Annotated in this window: 14 protein-coding genes; 7 read left to right on the top strand and 7 right to left on the bottom strand. The window is 62.0% G+C overall.

The window, feature by feature from the left end:
- The first annotated feature begins 37 nt into the window (after positions 1 to 37).
- From RCF49_RS07070 to RCF49_RS07055, 4 genes are read left to right on the top strand one after another with little or no spacing between them, the layout of a single operon-like run.
- Complete coding sequence (locus tag RCF49_RS07070; RefSeq protein ID WP_342643330.1) at positions 38 to 1,033, top strand: ABC transporter substrate-binding protein; 996 nt, start codon at positions 38 to 40, stop codon at positions 1,031 to 1,033.
- A gap of 16 nt (positions 1,034 to 1,049) precedes the next feature.
- Complete coding sequence (locus RCF49_RS07065) at positions 1,050 to 1,877, top strand: ABC transporter permease (protein ID WP_342643329.1); 828 nt, start codon at positions 1,050 to 1,052, stop codon at positions 1,875 to 1,877.
- Positions 1,874 to 2,671 carry an ABC transporter ATP-binding protein gene (locus RCF49_RS07060; protein ID WP_342643328.1) on the top strand — a complete coding sequence of 266 codons (798 nt, stop codon included), beginning with the start codon at positions 1,874 to 1,876 and terminating at the stop codon, positions 2,669 to 2,671. Before RCF49_RS07065 ends, RCF49_RS07060 begins: the two co-directional genes overlap by 4 nt.
- A gap of 24 nt (positions 2,672 to 2,695) precedes the next feature.
- Positions 2,696 to 3,430 carry an SDR family NAD(P)-dependent oxidoreductase gene (locus tag RCF49_RS07055; protein ID WP_342643327.1) on the top strand — a complete coding sequence of 245 codons (735 nt, stop codon included), beginning with the start codon at positions 2,696 to 2,698 and terminating at the stop codon, positions 3,428 to 3,430.
- On the opposite strand, the gene RCF49_RS07050 is transcribed toward RCF49_RS07055, so the two are convergent.
- Entirely contained in the window at positions 3,431 to 4,678 is a 1,248-nt protein-coding gene (locus tag RCF49_RS07050; protein WP_342643326.1) for an NAD(P)/FAD-dependent oxidoreductase, read from the bottom strand.
- 112 nt (positions 4,679 to 4,790) lie between these two features.
- On the bottom strand, positions 4,791 to 5,714 hold the full coding sequence (locus tag RCF49_RS07045; protein ID WP_342643325.1) for a LysR family transcriptional regulator: 924 nt from the start codon (positions 5,712 to 5,714) through the stop codon (positions 4,791 to 4,793).
- 195 nt (positions 5,715 to 5,909) lie between these two features.
- On the opposite strand from RCF49_RS07045, the gene RCF49_RS07040 reads away from it, so the two are divergent.
- The gene (locus tag RCF49_RS07040) at positions 5,910 to 6,689 is read left to right on the top strand and encodes an SDR family oxidoreductase (RefSeq protein ID WP_342643324.1); all 780 of its coding nucleotides are present in this window, start codon (positions 5,910 to 5,912) and stop codon (positions 6,687 to 6,689) included.
- 109 nt (positions 6,690 to 6,798) lie between these two features.
- Positions 6,799 to 8,100, top strand: coding sequence for an NAD(P)/FAD-dependent oxidoreductase (locus tag RCF49_RS07035; protein WP_342643323.1), 1,302 nt, complete (start codon positions 6,799 to 6,801; stop codon positions 8,098 to 8,100).
- Positions 8,101 to 8,113: 13 nt separating this feature from the next.
- Here RCF49_RS07035 and RCF49_RS07030 read toward each other — a convergent pair whose 3' ends face one another.
- Genes RCF49_RS07030 through RCF49_RS07010 form a run of 5 tightly spaced genes read right to left on the bottom strand, consistent with a single transcriptional unit; the run spans position 8,114 to position 13,260 of the window.
- A complete protein-coding gene (locus RCF49_RS07030; RefSeq protein ID WP_342643322.1) occupies positions 8,114 to 9,271 on the bottom strand; it encodes a M24 family metallopeptidase in 1,158 nt (385 codons plus the stop codon).
- Positions 9,272 to 9,301: 30 nt separating this feature from the next.
- Positions 9,302 to 10,114 (bottom strand): ABC transporter permease, encoded by an 813-nt coding sequence (locus RCF49_RS07025; RefSeq protein WP_342643321.1) that lies wholly within the window; start codon positions 10,112 to 10,114, stop codon positions 9,302 to 9,304.
- Positions 10,114 to 11,028 (bottom strand): ABC transporter permease, encoded by a 915-nt coding sequence (locus RCF49_RS07020; RefSeq protein WP_342643320.1) that lies wholly within the window; start codon positions 11,026 to 11,028, stop codon positions 10,114 to 10,116. The genes RCF49_RS07025 and RCF49_RS07020 overlap by 1 nt, the downstream gene beginning before the upstream one ends.
- Positions 11,028 to 12,170, bottom strand: a complete 1,143-nt coding sequence (locus RCF49_RS07015) for an ABC transporter ATP-binding protein (RefSeq protein WP_342643319.1) — start codon at positions 12,168 to 12,170, stop codon at positions 11,028 to 11,030. The genes RCF49_RS07020 and RCF49_RS07015 overlap by 1 nt, the downstream gene beginning before the upstream one ends.
- Positions 12,171 to 12,222: 52 nt before the next feature.
- Positions 12,223 to 13,260, bottom strand: a complete 1,038-nt coding sequence (locus RCF49_RS07010) for a polyamine ABC transporter substrate-binding protein (protein WP_342643318.1) — start codon at positions 13,258 to 13,260, stop codon at positions 12,223 to 12,225.
- 236 nt (positions 13,261 to 13,496) lie between these two features.
- Here RCF49_RS07010 and RCF49_RS07005 point away from each other — a divergent pair, with 236 nt between their 5' ends.
- Positions 13,497 to 15,116, top strand: a complete 1,620-nt coding sequence (locus RCF49_RS07005) for an amidohydrolase (RefSeq protein ID WP_342643317.1) — start codon at positions 13,497 to 13,499, stop codon at positions 15,114 to 15,116.

The following is a 15,116-nucleotide window of genomic DNA, read 5'->3' as shown; positions in this document are numbered from 1 at the left end:
GATAACGCATAACAAGAGGTGAGGGAGAACAATCGCAATGATTACCCGTCGCACGATCCTCATGGCCGGCGCGCTCATGGCAACCGGCGCGACCGCATCCGACTCACAAGCGCAAGACCTCAAGAAAGTGGTGCTCGTCTCCTCTACGGCAGGAGTCCATGCGCCGTTCTGGGTGGGTATCGAGAAGGGCTTCTTCAAGGAGGCAGGCTTTGATGCCTCCTGGCGGCAGGTGGCAAGCTCCACCGATCGCGTTGCGGTCGTCTCCTCGGGGGACGCCGTCATGGCCGGCACCGGAGCTGCGGGCATGGTTGCGCTCATGAGCCAGGGCAACAAGAACTTCTATTGGGTTGGCATTCCCGACGCTGCCCAGGACATTTCGGGGATTGTGGCCCGGGAGGGCATCAACAGTTTACAGGATCTCAAGGGCAAGAAGCTCGCCCTGCAATTCGGCGGGTCGGAGGAGATCACGGACTATCTTCTGCTGAAAGCCGTGGGGCTGGACATGTATAAGGACGTCCAGCTGGTCAATCTCAAGCAGTCCGAGATGATCCAGGCCCTGAAGCAGGGGCTGATCGATGCGGCGGGGGCGTGGTATCCCGAATACAAGCGCCTTCAGGAAATACCAGGCGCCAAGAAAATCGCGTCGGTTGCCGATCTCGGCTTTTGGGAAAAGTACCGTCAGATCCCCGCGCCCAATACTCTGGTCATCAACAGGCAGTTCGTCGATGACGATCCGGCCGCAGCGAAGCGCTTCCTTGCTGCTTACTGGAAGGCGCAGCAATGGGTCATCGACAATCGCCAGGAAGCGGCGGCGATCGTTGCGAAAGTCAGCAAGCAGTCGCCGGAAGAGTGGTTGGCGTGGGAAACCATGTCTGAGCGCTTCACATGGAAAGACCAGGCTACCCAGCTCTCAGACAAGGGCGCCTATCCCATCATGGACATCATGGTCTCGTTCATGGCGGACACGGTGAAGAAGATAGACAATAAGCCGAACTACAGGGAGTGGGTGCGGCAAGACCTTATCGTCGAATAGAAACGGAGGCGGGACAGTGGTGGACGCTACGACCCCCCAGCCGATCCCATCACGGCGACTGGCCAGCAACAGGCTGGGTTATCTGGCGGTGAGCGCGGCCTCCGTCGTCGCGTTCATCGGGCTGTGGGAGATCCTGGCCGCGACGGGCGGTATCGACCCCGAATTCTTCCCACCGCCAAGCCACGTCTGGAGCGAACTCGTCACGCTTACTCGCGATGGCACCTTATTCGCCGACATCACGGCCAGCGCGATCCGCGTGCTCATCGGATTTGCACTATCGGCCGTCGCCGGCATAAGCCTTGGCATCTTGCTCGGCACGGTCCGCATCATCCGTTGGATCGTGCAGCCGCTCATTTCCATCATCCGCCCATTGCCTTCCCTTGCGTGGATACCGCTTTCACTGCTCTGGCTGGGGATAGGAGAAGACCAGAAATATGCCATCGTCTTCATGGGGACCTTGGCACCGCTCACTGTGTTCGTCACAGATGCGACCCTTCGCGTGGACCCGATCTATGTGCGGGCGGCCCGCAATCTCGGCGCATCCCGGCTTGCGGTCATGCTGGAGGTGATCCTCCCCGCCGCCCTCCCGAGCATTGTTTCCGGCTTGAAGGTCACCCTGGCTCTGGCCTGGACCTGTATCATCTCGGCCGAAATGGTGGGGGCCAATGACGGGCTCGGCTTTCTCATCTGGAACGCCAAAGACTGGTCCAATGTCAGCCAGGTTATTTGCGGCATGCTGGCGATCAGCGTGACCGTGCTTGTCTTGGACACCATTCTGCGCAGCATCGAGCATCGATTTATCCCGTGGCAGCGCGGTGTCAGAACGTCTACGAGGTTGCTGTGACCGCCATCATCCGCGTCGAAAATGTCAGCATGCAGTATGAGCGGGGCAAGGAAATCGTCCGGGCGCTGGGCGGCCTCACGATGGATGTCGAGGCCGGAGAGATCCTTTGTATTGTGGGCAGTTCTGGTTGCGGCAAATCAACCCTTCTCAGCCTCATCGCGGGTTTTCAGAAGCCGACCAGTGGACGAATACTGCTGCATGACAAACCAATAGAAGGCATCGACACACGCTGCGGAATGATTTTCCAGGAATATGCTCTGTTTCCTTGGAAGACTGTTCAAAAGAACGTGGAGTTCGGCCTGAAGATGCGCCGGGTGGCTGCAGAAGAGCGGCAGCGGACGGCGCTCCATTTCATCAAGCTGGTGGGGCTTGAAGGATTTCAGGATGCTTATCCGGCGGAGCTTTCCGGCGGCATGAAGCAGCGGGCGGCGCTGGCGCGATCCTTGGCGAATGACCCGGAAATTCTCCTGATGGACGAGCCATTTGCCGCTGTCGACGCCATGACCCGGCAGCTGCTGCAGGATCAGCTGATCGATATCGTCGAGAAGACGCGGAAGACGGTCATCTTCGTTACTCACAGTATCGACGAGGCGCTGATTCTTTCGGACCGCATTGTCGTGTTCTCGTCGCGCCCGGGCCGCGTGAAGGTCGCGATAGAGAACGATCTGCCAAAGCCGCGAAGCGCAGCTGCACAGCTTACGCCCCGCTACCTCGAGCTGAAATCCCGGATCTGGGACAGCGTGCAGGAGGAGGTCATGCAGCAGATCTCGCGGATGGAACGTCTGCCTGCCTAAGCGTCAGGCAAGGGGAGAGATCGCATGTCGCTGGCTGGTTCTCGGATCGTCATCATCGGAGGTAGCTCTGGCATCGGGCTGGCTACAGCTAAGGCCGCTGCAAGCCGCGGTGCCCGCGTCGTCATTGGCGGCCGAAGGCGGGAACGGTTGCAGGACGCGGCAGCACAGATCGGCGGACATGTGGAGACAAGGGCGATCGACGCGACTGACGAGCCTGCGATGGAGGCCTTTTTCCGCGAGCTCGGACAATTCGATCATTTGACGGTGCTTGTGCCTTCTGCGCCCGACAAGTCGGGGTCGGCGAAGCTCGTCGATTTTCTCGAGATGGAGCCTGGCCAATTTGAGACCGTGTTCCGCAACCGCTTCTGGTCACAGGTCTACGGCGTTCGTTATGGCGCGCCAAGACTGTCGCGCGGCGGTTCCATCGTGCTCATGTCCAGCAGCCAGCCGCGCAAGACCATCCCAAATTACTCGGCCAGCAGTGCGGCAGCGGGTGCCATTGAAGCCTTGGCCCGATCGCTGGCCATGGAACTCGCGCCCATCCGCGTGAATGTCATCGCTCCGGGCTTCATTGCGACGCCGGGGACTGGTCACATTCCGGCGGAGAGGCGAGCCCGGTGGGATCGCATCGCGGAGTCCCAGCCGGTGAAGCGGCTCGGGACGCCCGAAGAGATTGCCGGGGGTATTCTGTTCCTGATGGAAAATGCCTATGCGACTGCCACTGTGCTCGATATCGACGGGGGATACCGGCTGACCTAACTAGAATCGGTCCGGTCTGAGCGGATGAATATCGACAACTGGTGTGCGTGCGCCAACGATCTCCGCCACCAGCCGGCCGGTCACAGCCGCGAGCGCCAAGCCATACTGACCGTGGCCGAACGCGTAGATCACGTGAGGATGGCGTTGCGAGGTGCCGATCACTGGCAGTGAATCCGGCATCATCGGACGATCGCCTGCCCATTTCGTATGTCGACTGATTTCTGCCTCGGGATAGAGGGTGCGCACGACATCCAACTGCCGGGATGGCCGCGAATAGTCCGGCTGGCTCTCCAGTCCGGAAAACTCGATATTCCCACCGGTCCGAAGCCCTGCAGCCATGGGATTGAGCGACATCTTCTTGTCCGAGATGAACAAAGGCCGCTTCGGCATCGGTGTGAACCGCGGTATTGTCGCATGATAGCCGCGCGCAGCCTCTAGCGGGACTGCATCCCCAAACGCGGCTGCAAACCGCGCCGACCAGGCTCCGGCGGCAATGACGACATAATCAGTGCATTGGTCTTCTTTGTTGGTGCGAACGTGGAACCTGCCCTGGTCGGCCGGAACCACTTCGCTCACGGTCTCCCGCCTGAGCTCACCGCCGAGCCTCTCGAAATACCGGGCCAGCCCAAGACAGATACCATGAGGATCCAGAGTTCGGCGGTAATCGGGTTCGAATACCGCAAACTCGTATCCTCGCGGAACGGCGGGTTCGAAATCACGCAACTGATCCCCATCGAGCGTGCGAAGGTCTGCGCCCCGATCAGCCAAAAGCTGCCAAGTGGTCCAGGCCAGGTCTCGATCAGCCTTCGTGCGATAAAGCGTGAGGGCGCCGTCCTCAGAGACAAGCGGCTCAAGTCCTGCATCCTCAATCAGACGCGTCCATTCCGCGTGACTCTGCTGCATCATCACACTGAGCTGATCGAGGATCGGCAGAAATCGATCCCGCATACTGGAGCGGACAAAGCGCGCGAGGAAGGGTGTGAGGCGCGGCAGTGATCGCCAGCGAATCGCCAGAGGCCCTTGCGGGTCGGCCAGATAGGAGGGGACCTTCCACGCGATACCCGGCATGGCCATGGGAAAGGCATGATTGCGCGGCATACCGCCGGAATTGCCAAATGAGCACGCCTCTCCAGGAGGCAGCCGGTCAATGATCGTGACCTGATAACCCTCCCGGCGAAGCGCAACAGCACTTGCCAAGCCGACAATCCCAGCTCCAATCACGGTGATGTTCTGCGATGGTGGCGCCACCAGGCGTCTCCGATGTTCCCCGAATTGCCAGATCCACTTCGCTCGAATGCTCTCGATGCTGTCGCTTGTCGGTTTCGATGCAAGCTCGATATCGCCCAGCAGAGCATCCTCATCAATTTGCGTTAGCGGAAGGGCTGTCCCTTCGTCCACCGAGTTCTCGGGCCAGAGCGATGAACGCCTTGAGCGCGGCGGACGGATTTCGTCTTCCGGGATAATAGAGGCAGAGCCCGGCAAAGGGCGGTGTCCAGTCCTCCAGTACGCGAACGAGCCGGCCTGCCTTGATATCGGCAAGCACGTTCTGCTCCATGAAGAAGCCGAGACCGATACCCTCGATCACGGCGGTGCGGGCGAGACTGGCTTCGTCCAACGTGATGGGCCCGGTTACGTCGATCTGAGCTGACTTGCCGTCTTTCTCGAATTGCCAGCGATAGAGCGCGCCATTCGGGAGACGGACGCGGATGCATTGATGGTTGAGAAGGTCGGGCGGGACACGAGGCCTGCGATGCTTCTCAAAATAGGCGGGCGAGCCTACCACGGCATAGCGTTGCGGCTGCCCAAGGGACACGGCGATCATGTCGCTGGGCACGAGATCGGCGACACGCACGCCAAGGTCGAACCCTTCAGCGACGATGTCGACGAGCCGCCCCTCCGTGACGAGGTCGATATGGACCTGCGGATAGCGGCGGAGAAACTCAAGCACGAGTGGCGAGAGAATCTCGCGCGCCGCGGTGGCGAAAGCATTGATGCTGAGCGTTCCCGATGGGGTTGCCTGGCGCGATCGCACCGCCTCCATTGCGCCGTGAATGTCCTGCAATGCCGGGCCAACCTGTTCCACAAAGACGCGTCCGGCATCGGTCAGCGAGACACTGCGCGTGGTGCGATTGAACAGGCGGACACCAAGGCTCGCCTCAAGCTTGCCGATTGCATTGCTGAGAGCGGTCGTGGACAGGCCGAGATCGAGCGCTGCTGCGCGAAACGATCCTCTGCGCACGATAGCGATGACCGCGTCGAGGTCATTCAAATTAGGCCGATACATTGTTCCGATTTTCGCAATTCCGCATCCCAATTTATCCCGCTTATCGAGACAAGTATCCAGGCTTATTTCGGACGCACAGATGCAGTGCGACTATGGGAACAGCGCGATGATCCTGCTTTTACCGATCGAGCCCGATTTCAAGGTCAAGTCCCTTACCGGTCGGGAGACTATCCACACAGCTCAGGAGATCGGCGCATGAGCACCTTCCTTACGCTCGAAGGCAAGCGTGCGCTCATCACCTCCGGCACGCGCGGCGCGGGCGCCGCTACCGTGGCCCTGTTCCGCGAACTCGGGGCACGCGTTCTGACCGCAGCCCGGTCCCGGCCAGAGACGCTCTCCGAGGAAATGTTCGTCGCCGTCGATCTGACGACACCGGAAGGCTGCGCCACCCTCGCGGCAGCGACGCGAGAGCGCCTGGGCGGGGTTGACATCATCGTTCACATGCTCGGCGGGTCTTCCGCCCCCGCCGGCGGCTTCGCGGCGCTGAGCGATGCGGAATGGGCGAAGGAGCTTGACCTCAATCTAATGGCTGCCGTCCGGCTTGACCGGGCGCTCGTGCCGGCGATGGTGGCGCAGGGCGGCGGTGTCATTGTTCATGTCACCTCCATCCAGCGCGAGCTGCCGTTGCCCGAGGCAACGACTGCTTATGCCGCCGCGAAGGCTGCGCTCTCAACCTACAGCAAGAGCCTGTCGAAGGAGGTCTCGCCCAAGGGGGTGCGTGTCGTGCGTGTCTCACCCGGCTGGATCGAAACCGAAGCCTCGGTGCGGCTGGCGGAGCGACTCGCGAAGGAGGCCGGCACGGATTACGCAGGCGGCAAGCAGATCATCATGGATGCGCTCGGCGGTATCCCGATTGGCCGGCCATCGAAGCCGGAGGAGGTTGCCAACCTGATCGCCTTCCTTGCCTCTGATCGCGCCGCCGCCATAACCGGCACCGAATATGTGATCGATGGCGGCACCGTTCCCACCGCGTGAGTCGCTTTTCATCCGAACCGGCTGAACCGTGGCCGAGAGAAATATTCCTTAGACATCATAGCCGTGCTTGAATGGCTCTCCATACATCCCTCCCGCCGCAGAGCCGCTCATGGTCAATTCCTCATCCGGACGTGTCGAACCGTCTTCCCTGTGGGCCGCCACCGCGGAGCCTGAGCCGGCCACGATTGCACTGGCCGGCGAGGCCCGGGCAGATGTTGCCGTGGTGGGCGGCGGCTTTTGCGGCCTCTCCTGTGCCCTTCACCTCGCGGAATCTGGCGTCGATACCGTGCTGTTGGAGGCGCAGGAGGCAGGCTGGGGTGCCTCGGGCCGCAATGGCGGGCAGGTCATTCCCTGTTTCAAGGATGATCCCGAGACCCTGATCGCTCGTCTCGGTGAGGATCTGGGCGAGCGGATGAGCAGGCTTGGCGCACAGGCGGGTGACCTCGTCGACAGCCTCATCAGCCGGCATAAGATTGCCTGCGCCTATCGCCGCAATGGCTGGATATTAGGGATTGCTGGCACGCGCGGCATTCCAGCCATGGAGAGCCGTACGCGACAGTGGCAGGCGCGCGGATTGCCGGTGCGGCTGGTGGATCGGGATGAGATGGCCCGCCTGATCGGCGCGCCGATCTATGCGGCCGGCTATCTCGATCCTCGTGGCGCGGCGCTCAATCCCTTATCCTTCGCGCGCGGCCTTGCGGCTGCTGCCATCCGCCAGGGCGCGCGGGTCCATACCGGATCGGCGGTGACTGCCATCGCCAGAGAAGGCCAATTCTGGCGCGTGGCAACGGCATCCGGCGCCGTGGTTGCAAGGCAAGTGGTGGTCGCAACCGGCGCCTATTCGACCGATGTCATTCCCGAACTCAGGCGCAGCATCTTGCCGGTGCAGTCGATCCAGATCGCAACGCCGCCGCTGCCGACCGAATTGCAACGCTCGATCCTGCCCGAGGGGCATGTGATCTCCGATAACCGCCGGCTCTTGCTCTATTTCCGCTTCAACGAGCAGGGCCGGTTCGTCTTCGGCGGGCGCGGCTCGCTGGGTGGCGAGAGCATCGCACAGAGCCACGTCACCGCCTTGGCCGATACAATGCGGCGCAGCTTCCCCCAGCTCGGCGCTGTGGGATACGACCATGTCTGGGCAGGTCAGGTGGATATCACGCCAGGCCGCAGGTTGCGGGTGCATGAGCCTTCGCCCGGGCTCATCACGGTGATCGGGTTCAGTGGCCGCGGTGTCGCCATAGCGCCGGCCGTCGGCAAGGCGATTGCCGAGGCGGTGGTGGCCGGCACGCTCAAGGATTTGCCGCTGCCGGTCACGCCCATGCGGCCCGTGCCCTTACACGGATTGAGGCTGCCGGCCATGTCGCTCGCAGCCCAATGCTTCCGCCTGCTCGACCGGTTGGACGCGCGATGAGCGCGCCCCATGATCAGGTACGCACCACATATTCCGGCTTGAGCTTGCTCAGCACCTCGGCCGAGCCGTCGCGGGTGAGAATGGTATAGCCCAGGGACATCGCGAGGTTTTTGGGGGCGTCGATCAGGATCGCGTGCAGGAACAGGACCATGCCCGGCACGATCGGCATCTCGTTGCCCGAATAGATCATCGGCGGCACGTCCATCCAGGACGGCCGATAGGTGGCACCGAGCGAGTAGCCGCAGGCTGACATGCGCGCATGGCCATAGCCGGCCCGGTCATAAACCGCGCGATGTGCATCATCGATGGCGCCGATCACATTGCCGGGGCGCGCAGCCTCCGCCATCGCGGTGATCGCCTGGAGCGTCACCTCGAACATCCTCTCCTGAACCGGATTGGCGCGGCCAATCGAGATGGTCCGCATAAGGCAGGCGCAATAGCGGCGATAGCTTCCCGCATGCTCGATGGTCAGCTGATCGACCGCATCCAGAGTGCGGAAGCCGGTGGCGCTCCGCACGAGCAGCGCGCGATCGCCCGAGCCGAGGACGGGCCCCGAGGGGGCCGGATCACCGCCGCCTGCGAGGATCGGCACCGAACCGGCCGCGGCGATGTCGCCTTCGAATGCTCCGGGGCGCGAGGCCTCCAGCATGGCGACAAGCGAGGCATCGGCAAGCTCAGCCGCACGCCTGACATAGACGATCTCTGCAGGCGATTTGACCGCGCGCAGCTGCCGGACGAGATTGGATGCATCCATGAGGGTGCACCACCCATCGAGCCTCTGCCGCACGCGCTCGTAATTATCCGCCGTGAGCCCGAAGGTGCGCATCTCGATGCCGACCCGCGCGCCCTTGAGGCCCTTCTCCTCGAGAATCTCCATGAGCTCGCGCGAGGGATCCATGCCCGGCGCGTCGTACCACAGGCGGATATCCTCCATGATCGAGGTTCGGCGCGCCTGCTCGAGATCGGGCCGGCGGGTGAGGAGGGTGAGGGGCTTCTCATCGGCCGTCATGACCGCGCATTGAAAGAAGACGAAGCCGGACGTGTCGTAGCCGGTGAGGTAATACATGCTCTCCTGCGCAAAGAGCAGCAGGGCGTCGAGCCCCTCGCGCCGCATTGCCGCCCGGGCATTCCTCAGGCGCGTGTCGAATTCTTCTCGTTCGAAATGCAGCATCGGGGCACCTCGGTTGTGCTGAGCTCCGGCTCAGCTCTTACGTCCGGATTGAAGGAATTGGGTGAGCGCCAGCAGGATGATGGAGACGGCGATCAGCAGGGTGGAGATGGCGGCGATCGTCGGATCGATCTCATCACGGAGCGCGAGGAACATGCGCCGGGTCAGGGTCGCCTTCTCGCCACCGGCAATCAGCAGGGCGATCACCACCTCATCAAGTGAGGTGATGAAAGCCAAGAGCGCGCCGGAAATAACGGAATTGCGAATCTGCGGCAGGGTGACGGTAAGGAAGGCCCAAGGGCGCGATGCGCCCATGCTGCGGGCGACCATTTCCTGGTTCAGGTCGAAATTGTGCAGTCCCGCCGTCACAGAGATCAGCACGAGGGGAATAGCAAGTGCCGAATGGGCAAGCACCAAGCCGGGGATGGAATTGTTGAGACCGAGCGGGGCGAAGAAGATGAAGACGCCGATCGCAAGCAGGATGACCGGGATCATCATCGGCAATGCGAGCAGCACCTGGATATAGCGGCCAGCCGCCAGCCGCGCCGTATGAAGCCCATAAGCGGCCAATGTGCCGGATATGGTTGCCACCACCGTCGTCCAGATGGCCGCCTGGAACGAAACCCATGTCGCATCCCGCCATTCGATCGAATTGAAATAGGCGCTGTACCAGCGGGTGGACCACGATTCCGGCGGGAAGGTGAGATAGCGCGAACCCGAGAAGCTCATAGGGATTACGAGCAGGGTGGGGACGATCAGGAACAGAATGACCAGCCCGCAGAACACATAGAGCCACAGCCGGCGGAAATGGGTGATCTGGGTCGAGGTGGCGGGGCGGTTCAGCATCACTTGCCCCCCGCAATGGAGAAAGCCCCGGTCAGCCGTGACACCAGCCACAGGATCCCGAGAGTGATGACCAATAGGACCACGCCGAGGGCGCTTGCGGCCCCCCAATCCGAATAGACCGCGACGGAGCGCTCGATCTGCATGGCCCACATCATCACTCGGCCGCCGCCGAGCAGCGCCGGTGTCACATAGAAGCCGAGCGAAAGAACGAAAACGACAATCAGCCCGGCGGCGAGGCCGGGAACGGACAGCGGGACGAAGATCTGCCAGAAGGCTTTGATGGGCGAGGCGCCGAGATTGGCGGCCGCCCGCATATAGCCTTCATCGATCGATTTCATGGTGGCATAGAGCGGCAAGACCATGAAGGGCAGCATGATATGCGTCATGCCGATGGTGGTGCCGGTGAAGTTGTGGACGAGCCGCAACGGTTCGTCGATGAGGCCTATGCCCTGCAGCCATTCATTCACGAGGCCGCGGCGCTGCAGCAGCACCAGCCAGGCGTAGGTTCGCACCAGCAGTGAGGTCCAGAACGGGAACAGCACACAGATGAGCAAGATGCTCGCCCAGCGCGGCGGAAGCTGGACGGCGAGATAGGCGAGGGGATAGCCGAGCACCAGGCAAAGGGCGGTCACGAGAACCGCAAGCTGGAATGTCGTATAGAGCGTCAGCCGGTAGGACGGGTGCAAAAGACGCTCATAATTGACGAGGGTGAACCCGTTATCCCCAACGAAGGACAGCCAGAAGAGCCAGCCCATGGGGATCAGCACGACACAGCCGACAATCACCAGCGCCGGCAGCGTAAGGCCAAGCAGCGCATGCTGTTCGCGCCGTGCGAGACGGGACAATGCATCGGCATTCTTCCCCCGCTGTCGCGCCGTGGCTGAGGTTGGCTGGGCTTCGAGCACCGCGCTCATCAGAGGCCAGCCCGCTGATCGGGGTGATCGTCCTTGGGCACGATAATCGTGTCGTCGACCGAGAAGCCGACGCGAACCTCGGTTCCAACCTCCGGCAGCATCTCGCCACTTTGATGCGGGCGGCGCAAGGCAATCTCCTGCCCATCGGCGGTGGCGATATAGGCAACGACACTGTCACCCTGGAAGACCGTCTGGCGAACCTGGCCGGTGATCACATTGGTCGCTTCATCGGGAGCCGTGGTGAGCAGCCTCAGCTTCTCCGGCCGCAGGATCAGGATCTGCTGAGTGCCATTGGTCATGCGCTCGCGGGTGCGCAGCAGCTGGCCGAACAGCATGGGCTGGCCATCGCGAATCTCGACCGGCAGGCTGAAGGATTCACCGATGAAGCTGGCCACGAATTGGGTTCGCGGCCGCTGGTAAAGGTCCTGCGGCCGATCGAGCTGCGCGAGCTTGCCGTGGTTGATCACGGCAATGCGGTCCGACATGGTCAGTGCCTCGCGCTGATCGTGCGTGACGTAGACGGTCGTCAGGCCCAGCCGATCATGCAGCCTGCGCAGCTCGAGCTGCATCTGCTCGCGCAGGTTCTTATCCAGCGCCGAGAGCGGTTCGTCCATCAGCAGGATGCGCGGCTCGAAAATGACAGCCCGGGCGACCGCCACCCGCTGGCGTTGGCCACCCGAGAGCTGGTCGATCTTGCGATCGCCATAGCCCTTAAGCTGAACGAGATCGAGCGCGGTCTCGACCCGTCTGGCGATCTCGGCCTTGTTCACCCCGCGCAGCTTCAAGGGATAAGCGAGATTGCCGGCAACCGTCATATGCGGAAACAGGGCATAGTTCTGGAAGACCATGCCGATGTCGCGCTTGTGCGGTGGCAGGAGCACCACCTCCTGCTCCCCGAAGCGGACGCTTCCCGAATCAGGCCGCACAAATCCGGCGATGACCATCAGCAGCGTGGTCTTGCCCGAGCCCGAGGGGCCCAGCAGCGTGATGAACTCGCCGCTCTCGATCGCAAGACTGATATTGTCGAGGGCAGCAAAGCTGCCATAGGTCTTCACCACGTCTTCGATGGTGATCGGAAGCGATGCAACCCTATCGGAAGGCGCCGACATTCCCGGCCGGCGCATGCCCGCTGTCAAATTCATACTCTCGTACCATTCTGATGGCGATCCAAGGCGAACAGTGTCGCCCCGCTTCTCATTCCTGGATGAACAGGTCGAATTCCCGCGTCAGCCTGTCGAGATTTTCCGCCCAGTAATTGGCGTCGAGCACGAAGCCCTTCTTGGAGTTTTCCGGAGCGCTTGGCAGCTTAGCGGCGACCTCCGGCTTAATGATGCCGGTATCGAACGCATCCACATTGGCCGGGCCGTAATTGATGTAAAGGGCAATGCGGGCCTGCACCTCCGGCCGGCTCATGATCTCGATGGCCTTCATTGCCAGCTCTTTATTCTTGGCGCCCTTGGGTATGACCCAGCAATCGGTGAGCAGCATCTGCTGATTGAAGGTGAGGCTGATCTTCTCGCCCTCCTGAGCAAGCGCCTCGGCACGGCCGTTCCAGATGGTGGCCATGTCGACCTCGCGATCCTTCAGAAGCTGCGCCGATTGCGCGCCCGAGGTCCACCAGGAGACCACGTCGTCTTTCACCTCGGCGAGTTTCTTGAAGGCGCGTTCCGTGTCCAGCGGGTAGAGCTTGTCCATGGGAACGCCGTCAGCGAGAAGAGCTGATTCGAGCGTGTAGACCGGGCTGCGCCGCATGGTGCGCCCGCCCGGGAAATTCTCCGTATCCCACATATCGGCCCAGGAGCTGGGCTTCTTGTCGGGATATTTCTCGTCATTCCAGGCGAGTGTCGCCGCATAGACGAGGTTGGAAATCCATCCCTCGCCCTTCATGTTCTCAGGGATGCCCTTGATGGCAAGTATGGCAGGATCGAGCTTCTCGACATTTCCCTCCTTGTCGAGAATCGCACAGCTGTAATTGCCTTGCTGGACGAGATCCCAGGTGGGGCTGCCGGAGGCGACCTGCGCGCGCACATCCGCAATGCCAGAGGTCGAATCCTCTTTGATCTTTATGCCGAGTTCTTTTTCCACCACATCGAACCAGGCATCCCGCTGCGCCTTCTGATAGACGCCGCCCCAGGAGGCGATGGTGAGGGTTTCTTGCGCCCCTGCGGGCATTGCGGCCATCGGTAAAGCCAAAATGGCCAGTGCAGTTATGCCAAACAGTCCGGCTTTCATATCTCGCTCCCCATTGTTCTCGTTGGTTGGTGATCCTGGATGAGGTCACCCGGCTGGTCAAGGGGCGGTGGGGACAAGGTCGACAAAGCCGCCGACGGGGGCTTGCGTCAGCGCGCATTATGGTGAGAAATCCCGATCCACGCGCTTGCATCTTCCAATCGATGATGCGCTCACCAAAAACTGCCTGGGCCATCGCGAAATGGCGCGCGCATAAGGGAGACCGCAGAGGAACGCTCATGATCGATCGCATCGTCATCAATGGCAGGATCGCCACCATGGAAGGCGAAGGCCGTTTCGTGGAAGCCCTGGCGATCCATAACGGGCGAATCGTGGCGCGGGGCACGACGCAGGACATGCGCGCGCTCGCCCCCCATGCCGAGGTGATCGACTGCGGCGGCCGGACCGTGCTGCCCGGATTTATCGACAGCCACTGTCATCCCGACATGCATGGGGCCCGGCTCGGGCGCTGGACCGATCTGTCGACCGGATTTGCCAGCAAGGCGGATGTGCTCGGCTTCATCCGCCGCGCGACCGAAGGCAAGCCTGCCGGGCATTGGTTCGTGGGCTTCCGCTATGATGATCTGAGGCTGGGCGGTTATCCCACCCGGGAAGAGCTGGACAATGCGGCCGGTGGCCGGCCGGCCTTCCTCTATCGCCGCGATTCCCATCTGGGCTTTGCCAATAGCGCCGCCCTCAAGCTCGTCGGCTTCACACGTGAGAGCAAGGATCCGCCATTCGGCCGCCTCGATCGCCATCCGGAGACCGGTGAGCTGACCGGGCTTTTGCGGGAAACCGCAGCCCATGAGGTGGTCAATTACTGCCAACGTGACTTCACACCCGACGATTTCGCGGGCGGTCTGGTCAAGGTGTTCGACGATTTCGCCTCATACGGGATCACGTCGGTTCACAACAGCCTGTGCTCCACCCAGGGCATCATCGCCTATCAGAAGATGCGCGAGAACAACGAGCTGCGCATGCGCGTCGGCCTCTTGGCGAGCGGGCGTGAGGATGATCTGATCGATGCCATCATCCGCTCAGGCTGGCGTACGGGCTTCGGTGACGAATGGGTGCGTCTGACTGCTGTCGAATGGTGCCCGGACTGCTCCACCAGCGGCCGCACTGCCGCCTATTACGAGCCTTATATCGGCGAGAAGGTGTTGGGTGAGCCCGACGACAATCGCGGCATGCTGCTTTACGAGCTGGAGGACTTCAAGCAACGGGTGCTGCGCGCCCATAAGGCTGGCCTGATGGTCGGCGCCGATGGCGTGGGCGACAGGGGCATCGATTTCGTGCTCGATGCCTATGAGCATGCGCTTCGCCACCACCCCGTTCACGACCACCGGCTGCGCGTCGAGCATTGCTGCAACGTCACCCCGCCGATCCTGCAGCGGTTGAAGAAGCTGCAGGTCATCTGCTCCTCGGCCACGGGATTTGCCTATGACCTGGGCGATGCCTATCGGCGCAACCGCGGGCCTGAGGCCATGCGCTATATGTGGCCGCATCGCAGCATGATCGATGCTGGCGTGATCGCGCCGGGCCACTCGGATTTCCCCGTCTGCCATCCCAACCCGATGCGCGGCATCTATTCTCTCGTCAATCGCAAGACCGATAGTGGCGCCGATCTCGACCGCTCGGAAGCGATCAGCGTCTATGAGGCGGTGGAGGCCTATACCACTCTCGGGGCCTATTGCGGCAAGGAAGAGCACCTGAAGGGTGATCTCGGCATCGGCAAGCTCGCCGATTTCATCATCCTCGAAGAGGACATCTTCAGTATCGATCCCGAGCGTCTGGCCGAATTGCGCGTCGCCGAGACCTTCATTGGCGGCGAGCGCGTGTTCCACCGCAACAGGGCCTGA

It is taken from the genome of Rhodoligotrophos sp. CJ14, from assembly GCF_038811545.1.
Lineage (GTDB): Bacteria > Pseudomonadota > Alphaproteobacteria > Rhizobiales > Im1 > Rhodoligotrophos > Rhodoligotrophos ferricapiens.
This window is presented reverse-complemented; position numbering and strand designations above follow the sequence as displayed.

Bases quoted from the DNA above. Each gene is read 5' to 3' on its own strand.
- RCF49_RS07070 (WP_342643330.1), top strand. From the start codon at position 38: ATGATTACCCGTCGCACGATCCTCATGGCCGGCGCGCTCATGGCAACC.
- RCF49_RS07045 (WP_342643325.1), bottom strand. From the start codon at position 5,714: ATGTATCGGCCTAATTTGAATGACCTCGACGCGGTCATCGCTATCGTG.
- RCF49_RS07035 (WP_342643323.1), top strand. From the start codon at position 6,799: ATGGTCAATTCCTCATCCGGACGTGTCGAACCGTCTTCCCTGTGGGCC.
- RCF49_RS07030 (WP_342643322.1), bottom strand. From the start codon at position 9,271: ATGCTGCATTTCGAACGAGAAGAATTCGACACGCGCCTGAGGAATGCC.
- RCF49_RS07005 (WP_342643317.1), top strand. From the start codon at position 13,497: ATGATCGATCGCATCGTCATCAATGGCAGGATCGCCACCATGGAAGGC.
- RCF49_RS07020 (WP_342643320.1), bottom strand. From the start codon at position 11,028: ATGAGCGCGGTGCTCGAAGCCCAGCCAACCTCAGCCACGGCGCGACAG.
- RCF49_RS07055 (WP_342643327.1), top strand. From the start codon at position 2,696: ATGTCGCTGGCTGGTTCTCGGATCGTCATCATCGGAGGTAGCTCTGGC.
- RCF49_RS07040 (WP_342643324.1), top strand. From the start codon at position 5,910: ATGAGCACCTTCCTTACGCTCGAAGGCAAGCGTGCGCTCATCACCTCC.
- RCF49_RS07010 (WP_342643318.1), bottom strand. From the start codon at position 13,260: ATGAAAGCCGGACTGTTTGGCATAACTGCACTGGCCATTTTGGCTTTA.
- RCF49_RS07015 (WP_342643319.1), bottom strand. From the start codon at position 12,170: ATGAATTTGACAGCGGGCATGCGCCGGCCGGGAATGTCGGCGCCTTCC.
- RCF49_RS07025 (WP_342643321.1), bottom strand. From the start codon at position 10,114: ATGCTGAACCGCCCCGCCACCTCGACCCAGATCACCCATTTCCGCCGG.